Below are 16,146 nucleotides of genomic sequence, written 5' to 3'. Positions count from 1 at the left end.
GGCGCTATTCAAATCGTGGGCAAAAAAAAAGCAGCGGGGGATACCCGCTGCTGGATGACTTTCCACGATGCGAACAAACTTAAACGGCGTGTTTAACCTGTTCATCCAGCAGTTGTGGAAAGGTATCGGCAGAATCTGTAGAAAGTTTACGTCTTTTTACCGCGCGCGACGGCGGCTGGCACAGGCTGCAGACAAAGCTGCCGACCGGCTGATGCGCATGGTTGATGAAACTGCCGTTGCAGCTTTTGCAGTCGGCCAGTTCGAGCATATTACTTTCAACGAATCGCACCAGGGTCCAGGCGCGCGTCAGCGCCAACAGCGGGCCCTCGTCCGATTGCGGACACTGTTCGAGATAGAGGCGGTAAGCTTTGATTACCGCGTCAACGCCGGTCGCCATGCCGGTTTTCAGCATAAACTGCCAGGCGTTGCAGAACATAGAAGCGTGGATATTCTGCTCCCACGTCATAAACCAGTCGGTCGAAAAAGGCAGCATGCCCTTCGGCGGCGGACTGCCGCGCAGCTCTTTATAAAGCTTAATTAAGCGGCCGCGACTTAACTGGGTTTCGCTTTCCAGCATTTGCAAACGTGCGCCGAGCGTAATTAATTCCATCGCGAGTTGAATATCGCGCGCTTCCTGAACAATGCTCTTTTCCGACATTTACATCGCCCTCTTCTTCGCCGGCGTCTCATCTTTAGAAACATTACGCAGTAAACGGCTAGATAATAAAATTCCGGTGTGGATTTGTTGTAAATCATCCACGCGAGATTCCTGCGTCAGGCGATTAATAATAGCGTGATCGTTAAAGCGAAACTGGCAAACCAACTGATTGGTTTCCGCTAACTTTACCATTTCCGGCAGAGTTAATTGCGACAATGCGTTAGCCATCTCTTCATCAATTCCGAGGCGAAACATTGCAGAAGCTTTTTCCTGGTTAATTAATCGCTGTGCAAGCAGTAAATACGACAGATTGATATCATAAATATGTTTTAGTAAATCAGATGTACCCATTTTTTCCATCCTGACAGACGCGACGTGAGAGCATCGCAGAAAAACCCTCTGCGTTACGGGTTGCTGGTTGTTAGATCTAAAGATGGCAAAAATTTACAGCCAAAAACCAAACGTACTCTGAAGTCTGCCTCATGTCCTGAACGACATATTTACAGTGTTAGTCAAAACCCCAGGGCCATTCTTTTTTAAATTATTGCGCTCTTCCGTGACGTCTTTTTACATTTTTTAAGACTATTCCTAAAACAACGCAAATCTATCCCGTCTGATTTACACATACAACGACAGGACCGTGAAATTTTAGATAAAGTGTGATCTGCGTCACACTTTTAAGGCAAATTTTTTCCTGAACCCTTCAGTGACGCTTTTACTTTGTCTGTTTTTTGCACAAATTCGCTTTGTTTCATTTATATTTCGTCCTAACAAAGGGCTTATTCCCCTTATGGACCCGATATATCTTTCATCGCTGCTTAAAGTCGATCGATTATTTTTAACATTGCTTTTAACACCCTACAAGGCGCTGCTGACACACTACAAAGCAGCAGAATATGCTAAAAAATCGCATTGTTAATCTCTGGAAAATTAATTACTTAGGGCAAATATTTCCTGGAGTGAGTAAGCGAAGCGTAAAGAGAGAGGGCGCACATTCGTCGCGTTTTAACAACGAAGCGTTAACCTTTAACGGTGGGCGTAAAGCAGAGAGCAGCAGATGTAACAATGTGTTACATTAGAGATATGAATGAATAGTGCATTTGACACTTTTACGACTTACAACTATCGGCATTTCGCCGCCAGACTTTAGGCCTGCGTGCATAAAAAAAGCGTTTTTTTTCTCAGTTGCGGTTTAAAACGGCAAATCGGATCAGTCGGTATTGTCAGGTGACAATCCAAAGCTTTAGCGGGACTGGACTGAGGCAGGAGAGAGAGGAGCATGATAAACGGCGGCCCGTCAAAACGGGCCACCGTGAAAATCAGGCGAGTTTCGGGAATGTCGCCACTTTATTGACCGTGCTGTGATCTTCACTGCGCGGCGGGATAGCCCACAAATCCTTCAGGAAGCTCTCACGCCAGTGAGTGATATCATGCTTACGCAGCACTGCCATCATGTCGTTGTAGCGCGAAATACGCTCGGTGCGCGGCATGGTCAGCGCCTTATTCAACGCCGCCGCCACTTCGTCACGATCGTAAGGGTTAACAATCAGCGCCGAGGTCAGCTCGTTGGCGGCGCCGGCAAAGCGCGACAGCACCAGCACGCCCGGATCGTCCGGGTCCTGCGCGGCGATATACTCTTTCGCCACCAGGTTCATACCGTCGCGCAGCGGCGTCACCAGCCCAACGTCGGTCAGACGGAAGATCTTCATCAGCAGACGGCGGTCAAAGTGCTGGTTCAGATAGTAGAGCGGCGTCCAGCCCAGCGTGCCGTACTTGCCGTTGATGCGGCCAGCTTCGGTTTCAAGCTGATGACGGATGTCCTGATACGCCTGCACGTCCCCGCGCGAGGTCGGCGCGATCTGCGAATAGCGGATTTTGCCGCGATGCTCGGGGAAGTTCTCCAGCAGCGCCTCATAGGCCAGGAATCGCTCCGGCAGCCCTTTGGAATAGTCGAGGCGCTCGCAGGCGATAATGTTCTTCGCATCGCCCAGCTCGCGTTTCATCGCCGCCATTTTCGGCGGCAGCGGACCTTCGGCCATCTCTTTAATGCTGTCCGGCTCAATGCCGATAGGATAGACCTCGGTCATAAAGGTATTGCCGAACGCGCGATGCTTTTTGTCGCCCATATTCTGCAGCTGCGTCAGCTGGCTGAGGCAGTCGAGGAAGGCGACGCGATCCGATTCGGTCTGGAAGCCCAGCAGATCGTATTCGCACAGCATCTCCAGCAGCTCTTGATGCGGCGGCAGCGCGTTGAAAATTTCCGGGGTCGGGAACGGGATATGCAGGAAGAAGCCGATGCGGTTATTCACGCCCTGCTTGCGCAGTTCGGCGGCGAACGGCAGCAGATGATAATCGTGGATCCACAGGGTGTCGTCCGGCTTAATCAGCGGCTTCAGGCGCTGCGCCAGCATCTCGTTGACGCGGCAGTAACCGTCCCAGGCTTCGCGCTGGAACTGAACCAGATCGAGGCGGTAGTGGAACGCGGGCCAGATAACGGTATTAGAGAACTGGCAGTAATACAGATCGTAATCGTTCTGGCTCAGCGGCAGCGCGGCGTAGGAGATGCCGTCATGCTCTACCTGTACCAGTTCGTCTTCCTCTTCTCCGGAAAATTCGCTGATCTCTCCGTTCCAGCCAAACCACAGGCCGCCGGTGCTTTTCAGCGCGTCAAGAATGCCGACGGCGAGGCCGCCTGCGCTGGCTTTTTTCCCATCAGGAATGGCGATTCGGTTAGATACGACCACTAAACGACTCATAACCTTTACTCCTTACCGACATTGTCTTGTTTTATTTGTAATAGTAATCGCTCCAGCCACGCGTAAACCGCCTCGACGTCTGGCAGTCGATAGCGCGCCTGACTGGAACCTTGTCCAACCTTCACGGAAATGCCCTGCATGGCGTTTACGGCGATAAATCCTTTCTCATCCGTCAGATCGTCTCCGACAAATACCGGGATACGACCGGCAAAGGGCGCTTCGCGCATAAAGGCGCGTACGGCTTCGCCTTTATCGACTCCCTGCGGTTTGATCTCCACAACGCATTTCCCCGGCTGAAGCGCCAGCGCCGGAAAGCGTTTCACGGCCTGTTCGGCCAGATTAAGTACATCCTGTTCATGCTGCATCGCCTGACGGTAATGCAGCGCAAAGGCCATGCCTTTGGCCTCGAGTAGCGTGCCTGGCCAACGCGCCATCGCCTCTTGCAGCTGCTGCTGCAAGGCGTCGGCGACCGTGGGATCCAGGCGGATAAGGTGCTGTTCGCCCTGCGCGTCGCGACGCTCTGCGCCGTGAACGCCCGCAGCGGGCGCAATTAACGGCGCGGCCAGCGCGTCGAGCTGTGAAACAGGTCGCCCCGACACCAGCGCCAGCGCGCCGTGACACAGAGAGGCAAGCTGTTGCAGCTGCTGACGCACCTTTTCCGGGATGAAAACGGCATCAGGCTGCGGCTGAATAGCGGCAAGGGTGCCGTCTACGTCAAAAAAGAAGGCATAAAGACCGCCGCTTAGCGCAGGAAGCGAGGCATGTTCATTCGCCGCTTGGGTCACGTGTCTTCTCCTGTAGTTGATCCGGGCGCGTACGATTCGCGGCTTGTCAGGTCAGAGGCCTGGCTCGTCAACGCGCCATTGCAGGATGTTTTAGCGAGGATGAATGTCTGCGGGAGCGACAGCCGGAACGGCTGAACGTGGGGTAAAGTGCAGGGCAAAAACTGCGGATACCAGCAAGTCACTTCAGATAAGACGCCACTACGTTTTAGAACCTTCACAGACATATCAACCTGACTGAAAACATCGTCGCGATTAAGTGTAGACGGCCTGGCCATATTTGCCAGTCGACGCGGCATTATTTGCCTGTTCTTAGCACAATATCCTGCTTTTAACGCTTCGCTTAGTACTGCGCCGCTCTTTGTCCGGCAAGGGCTGAAGGGAGCTAAGGGAAGCGGCGCGATGAGGAGCCGCCTGCCGCTGACCGTCTCACACGCGGTATACTGGCGGAAGAGTGCTAACAAGGAGCGCAATATGTTTCAGGTTTCCGACGCCTCAGATGGCGAAATCATCGACGTCATCTCTGTTCAGTCTCAGGTAGTCTACGGCAGCGTAGGCAACAGCATCGCCGTCCCCGCGCTGCGACGCCATGGCTTGGAGGTCGTAGCGGTCCCTACGGTGCTGTTGAGCAATACGCCCCACTATGCCAGCTGCTACGGCGGCGAAATCCCTCAGCCCTGGTTTGAAGGCTATTTGACCGCGCTGGCCGAGCGGAACCTGGATAGCGCCGCGCGCGCCGTGGTGCTGGGCTATCTGAAATCCACCGATAAGGCGGCGTCGCTGGCGCGCTGGCTGCGGCTGATGCGTGAGAAAAACCCGCAGATGCCGGTGATTATCGATCCGGTTCTGGGCGATGACGACAGCGGTTTCTACGTCGATCCGCAGCTGGCGCTCCACTATCGGCAACAGCTTGCGCCGCTGGCGACCGGCCTGACGCCGAACCGCTTTGAGCTGGGCTGTCTGTGCGACGCGCCGCTGGAGAGCGACGCCGAGATTATCGACGCCGCGCGTTCGCTGCTCGGCGCGCAAACCCAATGGGTGGTGGTGACCAGCGCCACGCACGACGAGACGCGTCACAGCATGCAGGTGTTTTGCGTGACCGCGAAAGAGACCTTCGTCACCGAGCACCCGCGCTACGATAATCCGCCCAAAGGCACCGGCGATCTCTTTACCGCCGAGCTGACCGCCCGCCTGCTGGGTGGGGCATCGCTTAGCCAGGCGGTTGAGCAGGCGAGCCTGTACGCCCAGCAGTCGGTGCTGGCGACCCGCACGCTGGGCAGGCGCGAACTGCAGCTGGCAGCCGCAGAGCCATTGTGAAATACGCGCCGCATCCTTTATGGTACAGAGACCTCTACTCACCTCAACAGGGTCTTCTGAATGTATAACAACACCTGTAAAACCATTGGCGTGCTGAGCCATGATTTCAGCCATCCGCAGACGGCGGCGCTGCTGCAGGAAGTGAACCGGCAGCTTAACGCGCGCGGCTGCGCGGCGCTGCTGGTCGACGCCGGCGATGAACGCGCGCGCCAGCTGGCGCCGCTGCTGAGCGGCGCGCTGCATCTTTCCGGTCCGTTTAGCGATGCGTTTCGCGCCGCTGCCGGGCCGATTCCGCTGTTCGCGCTGGATGAGCTGAATCTGGACGGCTTTGTTGCCGGCGCGGAGATGGGTCGGCTGCTGCTGGCGCAGGGCCACCAGCGTTTCGGCTATCTGCAACAGTCGTGCTGCGCCGATCCCGCCCGCATCGACGGTTTCTGCAGCGTTTTAGCGGCGGCGGATAAACGCCTGGATCAGTCGCTCATCGCCGCTGACGCGGGCGATGAGCGCGACAGCGGCTATCAGGCGATGCTCGCCTACCTGAAGCGCGCCCGCGCCTCGGAGCGCATCCAGGCGCTCTTCTGCGACAGCGACCGGCTGGCGTTCGGCGCGCTGCAGGCGGTGCGGGACTTTGGTCAGGGTGCGCATATCGCCGTGGTGGGATTTGGTGATTGCATTGAGGCAGGCGCCTCGACCTGGCATCTGACGAGCTGGGCGCAGCCGCGCGCGCTGCGGGTAACGGAAGCGCTAAACCGTCTGCTGCTCAATCGCGCGGAAGAGGATGGCGCCTGGCGTCGCGGCGAACTGCGGGTGCGCCACTCTCATCAGGGCAAAGCGGCGCTGGGCGAAATGGGCCAGTGCGGCTGCGCCGTTCGGCACTGATTGAAAAGCCCGCCGAGAGGCGGGCTTGCTGAGCGAGATCGACATTAACTATCGCAAAACGCTTCGAATGGGAGATTGAAGCGTTTTGCCAACGCGGCTTTGTGCTTATCGGTCAACTGGCGATCGCCTTTCAGGATACGACTCACATATGAACGCTGGCCGATCTCCTCAGCAAAGGATGACTGATTAAGCCCGTGCTGATCCATCAGCACGCGCAGCAATGCAACGCCGCCCGGTAGATTAGCCGTACGGGTATTAAAATCGGCAAATTCAGGCGCGTTATTTTCATATTTCGCCACTTTATCAGCCAGCATGTCGATTAAGGGGCTGTTCGGCTCATGTTCAACCAGATACTCCACCAGCTCCAGCGCCTGCTTGTAATCCTCTTTTGAAGGACTTGCGCCCAAAAAAGGGACGATTTTGATCAAATCGTTCGTTGCCTGGATGGCTTCTGCGATCATTCTTTGTTCTCCCGATAATGCTTTACCAGCCTGTCATACTCAGCGTGTGTCACGATATGCTTGATAAAAATCCTTTTAGCGACGAAATCAGCGAAAAACATCACTCTCAAATTATTGCCGCCAACATCAATTACCCACCATTTAGCCCGATATTTCATCCGGTCAAGTGAGGGGAAAAAAGATTTCAGCTCCTCTGGATCGGCAAACTCTCCGCCATTGAGCATCCTGTAAGTCGCATCCAGCGAGGCGGCACAGGCTGGGAACTTTATAGCCGCTTCGAGGAATATTTTTCTTGAGATGATGTGCATCCTGCTTTCTCGTTTTCCTTGTTGGAAACATCATAGCCTAACGTGATGATGTTTCCAACAGGTAAACAAGGCAGCGTTCTGATCGGTGAGGAGGCTTACTTACGCGCCAGCGTCATGCCGCTGCCTTTATTAAGGGTGATCTGCGCGTTGTACTCTTTCGGCAGGCGTCGCGCCTGATAGAAGACTTTTTGCCAGTAAGGATTATTGAGCTCGGAGCGCACCACGCCCTGGCTGACCGAAGCGTGGAAAAAGTGCTGGTCGGTATCATAGAAGCCAACGTGCATGCCGCCTTTGATGCGGAAAAAGACCAGGTCGCCCGGCTGCAGATCGCGCGGCGCGATGCGCTTGCCCATCTTCAGCAGTTCGGTGGTGGTGACGCGATCCATCGGCAGATTAAAGCGATCTTTCAGCGTGCGCCAGACAAAGCCGGAGCAGTCGACGCCGGAAAGTTCGGTGCCGCCCCACTGATATTGCGTGCCGTGCCAGGTATGCATTTGATCGTGCAGTGCGGCAACGACCGGAATGAGATCGCCCTGATCGCCCTGGCCCCCATCGCTGACCTGCGTATCGTTCTGTGCGGAGGTATCAGTAGAATGGCGCGAGCAGCCGCCAAGCAGAAAAGCGGAAGCTAACACAAGCGTCAGCAGAGGTCGCAGAGTCATCATCGTGTAAGGTGAAACCCTAAGCAGGTTGGCGTGGTAGAGGACTTATAGCCTAATTACGCTTTGCGCTAAACCTGGCTGGCTTCCGCTTTACGTTAATTTACAAAAAGTGCGACCACCGCGCGCTATCCGCTGATTTTAAGACAAATATTCACCTTAGCGCGACGCGTTAAGCGACTCGATCACGCCGGTCAAATGTTGAATCACCTGCTGAGCGGCGCGCGACAGCTGACGCGCCGGCGCGGAGCATAATGCCAGCGTCAGCGGCCGCACGTTAGGGTCGCGCAGCGGCACAAAGCTCAGCGTCCCCCGCTCCACCTCATCCATCACGTCCAGCAGGCTCAACATGCTGATGCCGCTGCCCTGCTTAATCAGCGATTTAATCAGGCGGATGTCGTTACAGGTAATGACGTTCTCCGGCTGCAGGCTGTGCCTCTGGTAGAGCATATCGACCCGCTCATGCACTACCAGCGGCGCGCCGGGAATGATATGCCGCTCCGCGCTGAGCTGGCCGGTAGAGAGCGTCGCGCGCCCGCTGAGCGCGTGGCCGGCGGGCAGCACCACGCCAATCGGCAGCTCGGCGAAGGCCATCACGCTCAGCCCGGCCTGCGCCTGCGGATCGAGTACCAGTCCGGCATCCAGCTCCGCCAGCCGCACCTGCTCGCCGATCTGCGCGCTGTCGTGCACGCTGAGGTCAAGCCGCAGCCAGGGGTGCGTCTGCGCAATCTGCGACAGCGCATCGGCAATCGCCCCTTCGTTCAGCGCCTGAATCAGTCCGAGGCTGACGTGGCCGCGCCGCAGTCCCTGAATCTCATCGAAGCGCTGGCGGGTGCGCTGGTACTCGCGCTGCCAGCGACGCAGGTCGTCCAGCAGCAGCTCGCCGGCGCTGGTCAGACGCATGCCGTCCGGCAGCCTCTCGAACAGCCGCATGCCCAGCTCCTCTTCCGCCTGCAAGATCTGCCGGTTAATCGCCGAGGCGGAGACGTGCAGCCGTTCCGCCGCCTTGCGCAGGCTGCCGCTGCGCGCCAGCTCGAGAAAGTAGTGAGAGAACCGTGAAAAAGGGAGCATGAGGGACCTGTACTGTTTAACGCAACACCTTAGTGAAAAAACGATGATGGATCGTTGCACCCACCTCTGTCCACAATGTTCGCATCTTCCCTTGCGCTTCAGACAGGTAATCGCCATGAAACAACCTTCGCCTCCCGCCCATTGCACCTTTGAGCCTGACGACTGGCTGCGGCTGGCGCGCTGCTGGCATCCCGTGGCGCGCCTGTGCGACGTTGGCCCCGCGCCCATGAAAGCGGTGCTGCTTGATGAGCAGCTGGTGATCTACCGCATTAATGAGCAGATTGTCGCTGCGAAAGATGTCTGCCCGCATCGCGGCGTGCCGCTGACGCTCGGCTTTCACGACGAGCACGGCATTATCTGCCCTTACCACGGACTGCGCTTCGGCGAGGATGGCCGCTGTAACCGTATTCCCTCCAGCCCCAACCAGCCGGTACCCGCCAAGCTCAATCTTATTAACTTTCCCGTGGAAGTGCGTTTTGGGCTGGTATGGGTCTGCCTCGCGCCGGATGCGGATAACCCTGCCGCGCTGCCGCAGATGCCGCACTGGGACGACGCCGGTTTTCAGCAGATCACCTGTCCTCCTTTCGACGTCGCCGGCTTTGCCGGACGTCAGGTCGAGGGGTTTCTCGACGTCGCCCATTTCGCATGGGTGCACAGCGAAACCTTCGCCGATCCCGGCAATCAGGAGGTGCCGCCCTACAACCCGGTCGAGACGGAGTATGGCTTTGCGGTGGATTACTGGAGCTCAGTTTCCAACTTCGCGGCGGGCTCCGATCAGCAGGCGCCGGAGGGCTTCCAGTGGCTGCGCCATTTTGAGATGCATCTTCCCTTTACCGCCACGCTGACGGTGCATTTCCCCGATGCCGCGCGCTTAGTGATTATGAACGCCGCCTCGCCGGTCTCGGCGCGTAAAACGCGGATGTTCGCGCCCATCGCGCGTAACTTCGACCTGCATATTCCGGTCGAGGAGGTGCACGCCTTTAACCATCGGGTATTCGAGGAAGATCGGCTGATGGTGGAGACGCAGATGCCGGAGCGCCTGCCGCTCGATCTGACGCTGGAGGCGCATATTCCCGCCGACCGCAGCTCTATCGCCTACCGTCGCGGCCTGAAAAAACAGGGCTACGGCGACTTTTTCCTGGTGTAGCGAGGAGATGAGATGACGACTTTTACGGTAACTATCGATGGTTTGTCGCGTCAGGGACGCCACGCCGTCGCGCTGAGCCTGGTGCGCGACGACGGCCAACCGCTGCCGCGCTGGGAGGCGGGCGCGCATATCGATCTGCAGCTGGGCAACGGCATGATGCGGCAATATTCGCTCACCGGTTCGCCGCTGCGTCAGGATCGCTATCTGATTTGCGTCGGGCTGGCCGCCGATTCGCGCGGCGGCTCGCGCTATATTCATCAGCAGCTGCGGCTGGGCCAGCGGCTGACTATTTCTGCGCCGCGCAACCTGTTTCCGCTGGTGGCGGCGCAGCGCGTGGTGCTTATCGCCGCCGGCATCGGCCTGACGCCGCTGCTGGCGATGGCGGCGCAGCTTGAAGCGGACGCCGTGCCCTTTTCGCTGCACTATTATGTGAAGCAACGTCAGGATGCGGCCCTGACGCGCCAGCTGCTGCAGCCCTTCCGCCACGGCTACGGCGAGATCCTGTGCAGCGCCGAGGGCCAGAGCCCGCGTCAGCATCTGCCTGAGGCGCTGCGCGCGCCTGAGCCCGGGACGCATCTCTATCTCTGCGGACCGCAGGGCTTTATGACGCATATCCAGCAGCAGGCGCAGGCGCTCGGCTGGCGAGCGGAGCAGCTGCATACCGAAACCTTTAGCGCCGCCGCGCCGACGCCGACCCAGGCAGGCGACGAAAGCTTTATCGTCACGCTGGCCTCTTCCGGCGCCAGCTGGCCGGTGCCTGCGGATAAAACCATCGCCCGCGTGCTGCTGGAGAACGGTGTCGAGGTACCGCTCTCCTGCGAAATGGGGCTGTGCGGCGCCTGTCTCACGCCGGTGGTGTCAGGGGAAGCGGATCATCGCGATACCGTGCAGACCGAAACGGAAAAGTCTGCGCCGCTTCAACAAATCGCGCTCTGCTGCTCGCGCAGTCGCAGTAAAGCGCTGGTGATCGACCTGTAGCTTCTACACTTAAAGGCATCGCCCCGAAATAAGGAGATGCCATGAGTCAACGTCTGCACAAAACCGCCTTTCCGGTCAGCAAGGCGCGTAAATATCTCGAGCCCGGCCCGGTGCTGCTGCTCAGCTCGCAGTTCGACACCCGCAGCGACATCATGACGCTCGGCTGGCATACGGTGCTGGAGTTTTCGCCGTCGCTGGTCGGCTGCATGATTTCCAGCATGAACCACAGTCACGCGTTGATCCGCGACAGCGGGCAGTGCGTGCTAAACGTTCCCTCGGCGGATTTGATCGATAAGGTGGTCGCTATTGGCAACAGCCACGGCGACAAGCTGGATAAGTTCGACGCGTTTGGCCTTACCGCCGAGCCGGCCAGCGTGGTGAACGCTCCGCTGATTAATGAGTGTTTCGCCAGCTTTGAGTGCCAGCTCTATGACGATTCGATGGTGGATAACTACAACCTGTTTATTTTCGAGATCGTTAAAGCCCACGTCGCCGACGAGCCGGAATTCCCGCCGACGCTGCACTATACCGGCGAAGGCCGCTTTACCATTATGGGCGACCGGGTGCTGGATCGCAGCGGTCAGTTTAAACCTGAGATGCTGATTTAGCCTGTCGCTGGCCAATCTTGCCCTGCGCGGGTTGAAAAGGCGCGCAGCCGTCCCTACTCTCTCATACTCGACCTCGACAGGAGTTAAGCATTATGGCAATCGAATACGCAGTGATCGCAGGCGGCTGTTTCTGGTGTACCGAAGCGGTTTTTAAAGATGTGATCGGCGTGGAGTCGGTTGAAAGCGGCTATACCGGCGGCGCGCGTCCTAATCCGACCTATGAGCAGGTCTGCAGCGGCGCAACCGGTCATGCAGAAGCGATCCGCATCGGATTCGATCCGGAAAAAGTGAGCTACGGCGATCTGCTGGATATCAGTTTCGCCACCCACGATCCGACGCAGCTTAACCGCCAGGGCAACGACATCGGCACGCAGTACCGCTCCGCCATCTTCCCGGCCACTCCGGAGCAGGAAGCAGAGGCGGTCGCCGCTATTGCGCGCGCGCAGCAGGACCATCAGGATCCGGTGGTCACGACCATTGAACCGCTGAAAGAGTGGTATCCGGCCGAGGCCTATCATCAGGATTACTGGGAAGGCGCGGGCCAGCGCAACGGCTACTGCATGGCGGTGATTCCGCCGAAGCTGCAGAAGCTGCGTAAAAGCTTCGCCAACCGCGTGAAAAGCTAAGCCCACAGCGGGCCTGCCGCCCGCTGCCGCGCATTGAATCAGCCCCGCCTGCGCGGGGCTTTTTTTCAGGCGGCGGAACGGGCGCGCTTCAAACCGATCAGCGTCGGGAAGATAAACAGCGACTGCCCCAGACCGCGATTGGTCACCGACCACACCGCGACAGAACAGAGTGAACAGAGACCAACTATCGCCACCGGATAGAGGCAGGCCCACAGAAACGAGAACCAGGCGTGCTCGAACAGGTGGTGCCGCTGAGCGAACAGAATCGCCGACATGCCGAAGAACTCGATAAAGATACGGTGGATAACGTAAATCTGCAGCGTATTGCGCCCTATCCAGTTCATGTAGCTCATGCTGAAATGCTGATTGAGCCAGCGGCAGGCTGCCACGCTCCCCAGCACCGCGATAATGCACATAAACAGGCTCTTATCGAGGCCGAAAATAACGTGAATGCCCGCCAGCGCCGCCAGTATCGCCCAGGGCACCATATTTTCACGCCGCCATTCGCTCAGGCGCAGCATTATCGGGCTCCAGAACACGCCCAGCAGGAAGAACAGGAAATATTGCGCCACGCTCTGCGGGCCCCAGAAGGGAATAATTTTCTCTACCGCAAGGTAATTAAGCAGCACGGCTACCGCCAGCAGGGCCACTTTATGCTGACGAAATATTTTGGCGCAGAGAAAATATAAGCCAAGCCCGTAGAGATACCAGGAGGTGCTCATCGCCAGAAAAGTCAGCTTTAAAAATTCAAACAGCGACCCGGCATAGGCGGCGTTAAGATTTTGAGAGATGCGCTGGCCGGTTATTTCAGTCGAGATGCCGACAATCGACCACCACTGAATAAAGCCCCACAGAATGTAGAGATAAAAGAGATTGGTAATGCGGCTGGTGAAAACCTGTTTCCAGGGACGATTAAGAATGCCGTTAGTGGCCAGCAGGCCGGAGACAAAGAAAAAGGCGGGCATACGCAGCGGCGACAGCACGGTATTAAACTGCACCCACATTTCCGCCGGGATCCAGCCTGCGGAAAGATACTTCAGCGTGCCTTCAAAGCCCGGCAGCACGGTGTGATACAGCACCACCAGCAATATGCAGGCCCCCTTAAGGGTATTGACCCACGATATTTCATCTGACTTAGCGTTGTTCATGATTTGACTCCTGCTGTGTAGGTCAGAAATTGAAGAGGAAAAGAGAAAAAACGAAATGATACTTTTAGGATTATCTGGCGATTATTCGCCATTCCCCTGCCGCTGACTCTAGCGAAAGTCTTAAAAGTATTAAGCTGGCCCTGAATTAACAATGCTTTACTCGCCTCGCCTTTTCTTTACATTTCTTTTGCGCAGGGCTTTTTTAGTTAGCTGTTAACGACTAAGCAGGAAAAAGGCGTCAAACCGGCAATAGTTATTTACGCAGGTAAATAGGAGTAAACCTGAAGCGGTAAAACCAGAGAATGCTCGATGCGCGCGAAAATATTTAAATATTTTGCCCCAAATCGTTTAAGCATAAATAATTAATTGTGGTAGAGCGAATAAGAGAATAATTTGCGGGTGTGGCGCGCGCGCAGCAGAAAAGTGGAATACGCCTCCGAAGAGGCGTATTTATTACTGGTTGAGGAATTTGTCGAGGAACTGCCGGGTGCGCGCCTGCTGGGGATTGCTGAACAGCGCTTTCGCCGCGCCCTGCTCCACGATGCGCCCCTGATCCATAAAAATCGCCCGATCCGCTACGTCGCGGGCAAAGCTCATCTCATGGGTAACGATGACCATGGTGCGCTTCTCCTGAGCCAGCGCGCGAATGGTGCTGAGCACCTCGCCCACCAGCTCGGGATCGAGCGCCGACGTCGGCTCGTCAAACAGGATGACCTGCGGACGCATCGCCAGCGCGCGAGCGATAGCGACGCGCTGCTGCTGGCCGCCGGAGAGCCGACGCGGGAAACTGCTCTCTCTGCCCTGCAGCCCCACTTTCTCCAGCAGCGCACGCGCACGCGCTTCGGCTTCCCCTTTCGGTTCGCCTTTGACGATCACCGGTCCTTCAATAATGTTTTCCAGCACCGAGCGGTGGGGAAACAGATTGAAGTTCTGGAACACAAAGCCGACCTGCTGACGCAGCTGACGCACCTGCTCTTTCTGCTTTGTCTGCGCCAGCCGGGCGTCGATAGCGATCTCCCCTACCTTGATGGTGCCGCTGTCCGGCGTTTCCAGCAGGTTGATGCAGCGCAGCAGCGTGGTTTTACCCGAGCCGCTGGGGCCGATAATCGCCACCACTTCGCCGGAAGCCACCTCAAGGTCGATGCCGTGCAGCACCGTCTGGCCGTTGAAGGTTTTCACCAGCTTGCTGATTTCGATGGCGCTCATTTCGCCTCCTCATCCTGACGATTAACCCGTTTTTCCAGCCGGTTTTGCAGCGCCGACAGCACGGTCGCCATGACCCAGTAGATCAGCGACGCCGCCAGGTACATGGTGAAAACCTCCAGCGTGCGCGAGGTAATCAGCTGCGCCTGACGGAACAGCTCCGGCACCTGAATGGTTGCCGCCAGCGACGTATCTTTCACCAGGCTGATAAAGCTGTTGCCGAGCGGCGGCAGCGCCGTGCGCGCCGCCTGAGGCAAAATGACGCGGCGCAGCGTCTGCCAGCGGGTCATGCCGATACTCGCCGCCGCTTCCCACTGGCCGCGCTCAATAGCCGCAATCGCGCCGCGCAGCGACTCCGACGCGTAGGCGGCGGTATTCAGCGACAGGCCAATCATGGCGGAGGGAATGGGATCGAGCTCGATACCGAACTGCGGCAGGCCGTAGTAAATCATAAACAGCTGCGCAATCAGCGGCGTGCCGCGAAACACCGACACGTAAAAGCGGGAGAGCAGGCTAACGGGCCAGAAACGCGACAGCCGCATCAGCGCCAGCACAAAGCCCAGCACCAGCCCGAAAAACATGCCGCCGATACTGAGCTGTAGCGTAAAGAGCGCGCCTTTTAATAAAAAAGGTGCTGAATCCAGCACCAGTTGAAGACTTTCCTGCATTACTTAGTCACATCCGCGCCGAACCATTTTTCAGAGAGTTTGGTCAGGGAACCATCTTTCTGCATGGCGGCGATCGCCTGATTGACGGCGTTAAGCAGATCGTCGTTGCCTTTACGCAGCGCGACGCCTGACTCAAGACGTGAGAACGGCGCGCCTGCTACGGCCATGGTGTTGCCGGTTTTCTTCACCAGATCCAGCGCGGCGAGACGATCCACCAGGATCGCATCAAGACGGCCAGAGCGCAGATCCTGATATTTGGTCGGGTCATCGTCATAGGTACGGATATCGACGCCTTTCACGTTGTCGCGCAGCCACTGCTCATAGTTCGAGCCCAGGCCGACGCCGACTTTCTTACCTGCCAGATCTTCCGGCTTGCTGATGGTGCCCGCTTTCGCCTTCATCGTCAGCGCCTGTACGCCAGAGATGGTGTACGGCGTAGAGAAGTCATACTTCTTCTTGCGCTCGTCGGAGATGGTTACCTGATTGATCACCACGTCGATGCGTTTTGAGTCCAGCGACGCCAGCATGCCATCCCATTTGGTCGGCTGCAGTTTGGCCTTCACGCCCAGATGCTGCGCCAGCTGCTGCGCGAACTCCACTTCGAATCCGGTCAGCTTGCCGCTCTCATCCTGAAAGCTGAACGGCGGATAGGTACCTTCCAGGCCGACGCGCAGCTCGCCCTTGTCTTTGACCTGCGCCAGCAGGTTTTCCGCCGCGTGCGTCTTCAGGTTAACGCCGGCAATCAGCGCCGCCGCCATCACGCCCATCGCCAGATGGCGACCAACACGAGAAAAAATCATATCTACCCCATTTATTAGTATGTGATGTGTGTGTTGTCAGGCCGCGCCTGCGCGCCGCCCGGTACTGCTGTAATAAC

At 57.3% G+C, this 16,146-nt stretch carries 18 protein-coding genes; 6 read left to right on the top strand and 12 right to left on the bottom strand.

Annotation, left to right across the window (positions count from 1 at the left end):
* Positions 1-79 precede the first annotated feature (79 nt).
* From flhC to otsB, 4 genes are all read right to left on the bottom strand, one after another.
* Positions 80-658, bottom strand: coding sequence for a flagellar transcriptional regulator FlhC (gene flhC, locus B3229_RS16860; protein ID WP_286872656.1), 579 nt, complete (start codon positions 656-658; stop codon positions 80-82).
* A complete protein-coding gene (gene flhD, locus B3229_RS16855; protein ID WP_033749748.1) occupies positions 659-1,009 on the bottom strand; it encodes a flagellar transcriptional regulator FlhD in 351 nt (116 codons plus the stop codon).
* 968 nt (positions 1,010-1,977) lie between these two features.
* A complete protein-coding gene (gene otsA / locus B3229_RS16850) occupies positions 1,978-3,414 on the bottom strand; it encodes an alpha,alpha-trehalose-phosphate synthase (protein WP_048785878.1) in 1,437 nt (478 codons plus the stop codon).
* A gap of 5 nt (positions 3,415-3,419) precedes the next feature.
* A complete protein-coding gene (gene otsB / locus B3229_RS16845; protein ID WP_286872653.1) occupies positions 3,420-4,199 on the bottom strand; it encodes a trehalose-phosphatase in 780 nt (259 codons plus the stop codon).
* Between the two features lie 471 nt (positions 4,200-4,670).
* Between otsB and pdxK the strand changes: the two genes are divergently transcribed.
* Positions 4,671-5,513: a pyridoxine/pyridoxal/pyridoxamine kinase gene (pdxK, locus tag B3229_RS16840; RefSeq protein ID WP_286872650.1), complete on the top strand. Its 843-nt coding sequence runs from the start codon at positions 4,671-4,673 to the stop codon at positions 5,511-5,513.
* A 60-nt stretch (positions 5,514-5,573) separates the two neighbouring features.
* A complete protein-coding gene (locus B3229_RS16835) occupies positions 5,574-6,392 on the top strand; it encodes a substrate-binding domain-containing protein (protein WP_286872648.1) in 819 nt (272 codons plus the stop codon).
* 44 nt (positions 6,393-6,436) lie between these two features.
* Here the strand turns inward: B3229_RS16835 and B3229_RS16830 are convergent, their stop codons facing one another.
* The 4 genes from B3229_RS16830 to B3229_RS16815 form a co-directional block, all read right to left on the bottom strand.
* Positions 6,437-6,853, bottom strand: a complete 417-nt coding sequence (locus B3229_RS16830; protein ID WP_286872645.1) for a helix-turn-helix domain-containing protein — start codon at positions 6,851-6,853, stop codon at positions 6,437-6,439.
* Positions 6,850-7,161 (bottom strand): type II toxin-antitoxin system HigB family toxin, encoded by a 312-nt coding sequence (locus B3229_RS16825; RefSeq protein WP_286872644.1) that lies wholly within the window; start codon positions 7,159-7,161, stop codon positions 6,850-6,852. Before B3229_RS16825 ends, B3229_RS16830 begins: the two co-directional genes overlap by 4 nt.
* Before the next feature lie 95 nt (positions 7,162-7,256).
* Positions 7,257-7,817: an NlpC/P60 family protein gene (locus B3229_RS16820; protein WP_286873507.1), complete on the bottom strand. Its 561-nt coding sequence runs from the start codon at positions 7,815-7,817 to the stop codon at positions 7,257-7,259.
* Positions 7,818-7,979: 162 nt separating this feature from the next.
* Positions 7,980-8,891, bottom strand: coding sequence for a LysR family transcriptional regulator (locus B3229_RS16815; RefSeq protein ID WP_286872641.1), 912 nt, complete (start codon positions 8,889-8,891; stop codon positions 7,980-7,982).
* Between the two features lie 115 nt (positions 8,892-9,006).
* Between B3229_RS16815 and hpxD the strand changes: the two genes are divergently transcribed.
* From hpxD to msrA, 4 genes are all read left to right on the top strand, one after another.
* Positions 9,007-10,038 carry a molybdenum cofactor-independent xanthine hydroxylase subunit HpxD gene (gene hpxD, locus B3229_RS16810; protein WP_286872638.1) on the top strand — a complete coding sequence of 344 codons (1,032 nt, stop codon included), beginning with the start codon at positions 9,007-9,009 and terminating at the stop codon, positions 10,036-10,038.
* 12 nt (positions 10,039-10,050) lie between these two features.
* Positions 10,051-11,016 (top strand): PDR/VanB family oxidoreductase, encoded by a 966-nt coding sequence (locus B3229_RS16805; RefSeq protein ID WP_286872634.1) that lies wholly within the window; start codon positions 10,051-10,053, stop codon positions 11,014-11,016.
* Between the two features lie 41 nt (positions 11,017-11,057).
* Positions 11,058-11,624, top strand: a complete 567-nt coding sequence (locus B3229_RS16800; RefSeq protein ID WP_286872631.1) for a flavin reductase family protein — start codon at positions 11,058-11,060, stop codon at positions 11,622-11,624.
* A 92-nt stretch (positions 11,625-11,716) separates the two neighbouring features.
* Complete coding sequence (gene msrA, locus B3229_RS16795) at positions 11,717-12,250, top strand: peptide-methionine (S)-S-oxide reductase MsrA (RefSeq protein ID WP_033749765.1); 534 nt, start codon at positions 11,717-11,719, stop codon at positions 12,248-12,250.
* Between the two features lie 65 nt (positions 12,251-12,315).
* On the opposite strand, the gene B3229_RS16790 is transcribed toward msrA, so the two are convergent.
* From B3229_RS16790 to tcyJ, 4 genes are all read right to left on the bottom strand, one after another.
* The gene (locus B3229_RS16790; protein ID WP_286872628.1) at positions 12,316-13,398 is read right to left on the bottom strand and encodes an acyltransferase family protein; all 1,083 of its coding nucleotides are present in this window, start codon (positions 13,396-13,398) and stop codon (positions 12,316-12,318) included.
* 453 nt (positions 13,399-13,851) lie between these two features.
* Complete coding sequence (tcyN, locus tag B3229_RS16785; RefSeq protein WP_048785862.1) at positions 13,852-14,604, bottom strand: L-cystine ABC transporter ATP-binding protein TcyN; 753 nt, start codon at positions 14,602-14,604, stop codon at positions 13,852-13,854.
* Entirely contained in the window at positions 14,601-15,269 is a 669-nt protein-coding gene (gene tcyL, locus B3229_RS16780; RefSeq protein WP_048785860.1) for a cystine ABC transporter permease, read from the bottom strand. The genes tcyN and tcyL overlap by 4 nt, the downstream gene beginning before the upstream one ends.
* The gene (tcyJ, locus tag B3229_RS16775) at positions 15,269-16,069 is read right to left on the bottom strand and encodes a cystine ABC transporter substrate-binding protein (RefSeq protein WP_048785858.1); all 801 of its coding nucleotides are present in this window, start codon (positions 16,067-16,069) and stop codon (positions 15,269-15,271) included. The genes tcyL and tcyJ overlap by 1 nt, the downstream gene beginning before the upstream one ends.
* Positions 16,070-16,146: the final 77 nt, after the last annotated feature.

The sequence above is a fragment of the Pantoea sp. UBA5035 genome, assembly GCF_002415245.1.
Lineage (GTDB): Bacteria > Pseudomonadota > Gammaproteobacteria > Enterobacterales > Enterobacteriaceae > Pantoea > Pantoea septica.
This window is presented reverse-complemented; position numbering and strand designations above follow the sequence as displayed.

Excerpts from the sequence above, each read along its gene's own strand:
- B3229_RS16815 (WP_286872641.1), bottom strand. The coding sequence starts at position 8,891 with ATGCTCCCTTTTTCACGGTTCTCTCACTACTTTCTCGAGCTGGCGCGC.
- B3229_RS16790 (WP_286872628.1), bottom strand. The coding sequence starts at position 13,398 with ATGAACAACGCTAAGTCAGATGAAATATCGTGGGTCAATACCCTTAAG.
- flhD (WP_033749748.1), bottom strand. The coding sequence starts at position 1,009 with ATGGGTACATCTGATTTACTAAAACATATTTATGATATCAATCTGTCG.
- tcyL (WP_048785860.1), bottom strand. The coding sequence starts at position 15,269 with ATGCAGGAAAGTCTTCAACTGGTGCTGGATTCAGCACCTTTTTTATTA.
- B3229_RS16835 (WP_286872648.1), top strand. The coding sequence starts at position 5,574 with ATGTATAACAACACCTGTAAAACCATTGGCGTGCTGAGCCATGATTTC.
- B3229_RS16800 (WP_286872631.1), top strand. The coding sequence starts at position 11,058 with ATGAGTCAACGTCTGCACAAAACCGCCTTTCCGGTCAGCAAGGCGCGT.
- msrA (WP_033749765.1), top strand. The coding sequence starts at position 11,717 with ATGGCAATCGAATACGCAGTGATCGCAGGCGGCTGTTTCTGGTGTACC.
- hpxD (WP_286872638.1), top strand. The coding sequence starts at position 9,007 with ATGAAACAACCTTCGCCTCCCGCCCATTGCACCTTTGAGCCTGACGAC.
- B3229_RS16805 (WP_286872634.1), top strand. The coding sequence starts at position 10,051 with ATGACGACTTTTACGGTAACTATCGATGGTTTGTCGCGTCAGGGACGC.
- pdxK (WP_286872650.1), top strand. The coding sequence starts at position 4,671 with ATGTTTCAGGTTTCCGACGCCTCAGATGGCGAAATCATCGACGTCATC.
- tcyN (WP_048785862.1), bottom strand. The coding sequence starts at position 14,604 with ATGAGCGCCATCGAAATCAGCAAGCTGGTGAAAACCTTCAACGGCCAG.
- B3229_RS16825 (WP_286872644.1), bottom strand. The coding sequence starts at position 7,161 with ATGCACATCATCTCAAGAAAAATATTCCTCGAAGCGGCTATAAAGTTC.
- otsA (WP_048785878.1), bottom strand. The coding sequence starts at position 3,414 with ATGAGTCGTTTAGTGGTCGTATCTAACCGAATCGCCATTCCTGATGGG.
- flhC (WP_286872656.1), bottom strand. The coding sequence starts at position 658 with ATGTCGGAAAAGAGCATTGTTCAGGAAGCGCGCGATATTCAACTCGCG.
- B3229_RS16830 (WP_286872645.1), bottom strand. The coding sequence starts at position 6,853 with ATGATCGCAGAAGCCATCCAGGCAACGAACGATTTGATCAAAATCGTC.
- tcyJ (WP_048785858.1), bottom strand. The coding sequence starts at position 16,069 with ATGATTTTTTCTCGTGTTGGTCGCCATCTGGCGATGGGCGTGATGGCG.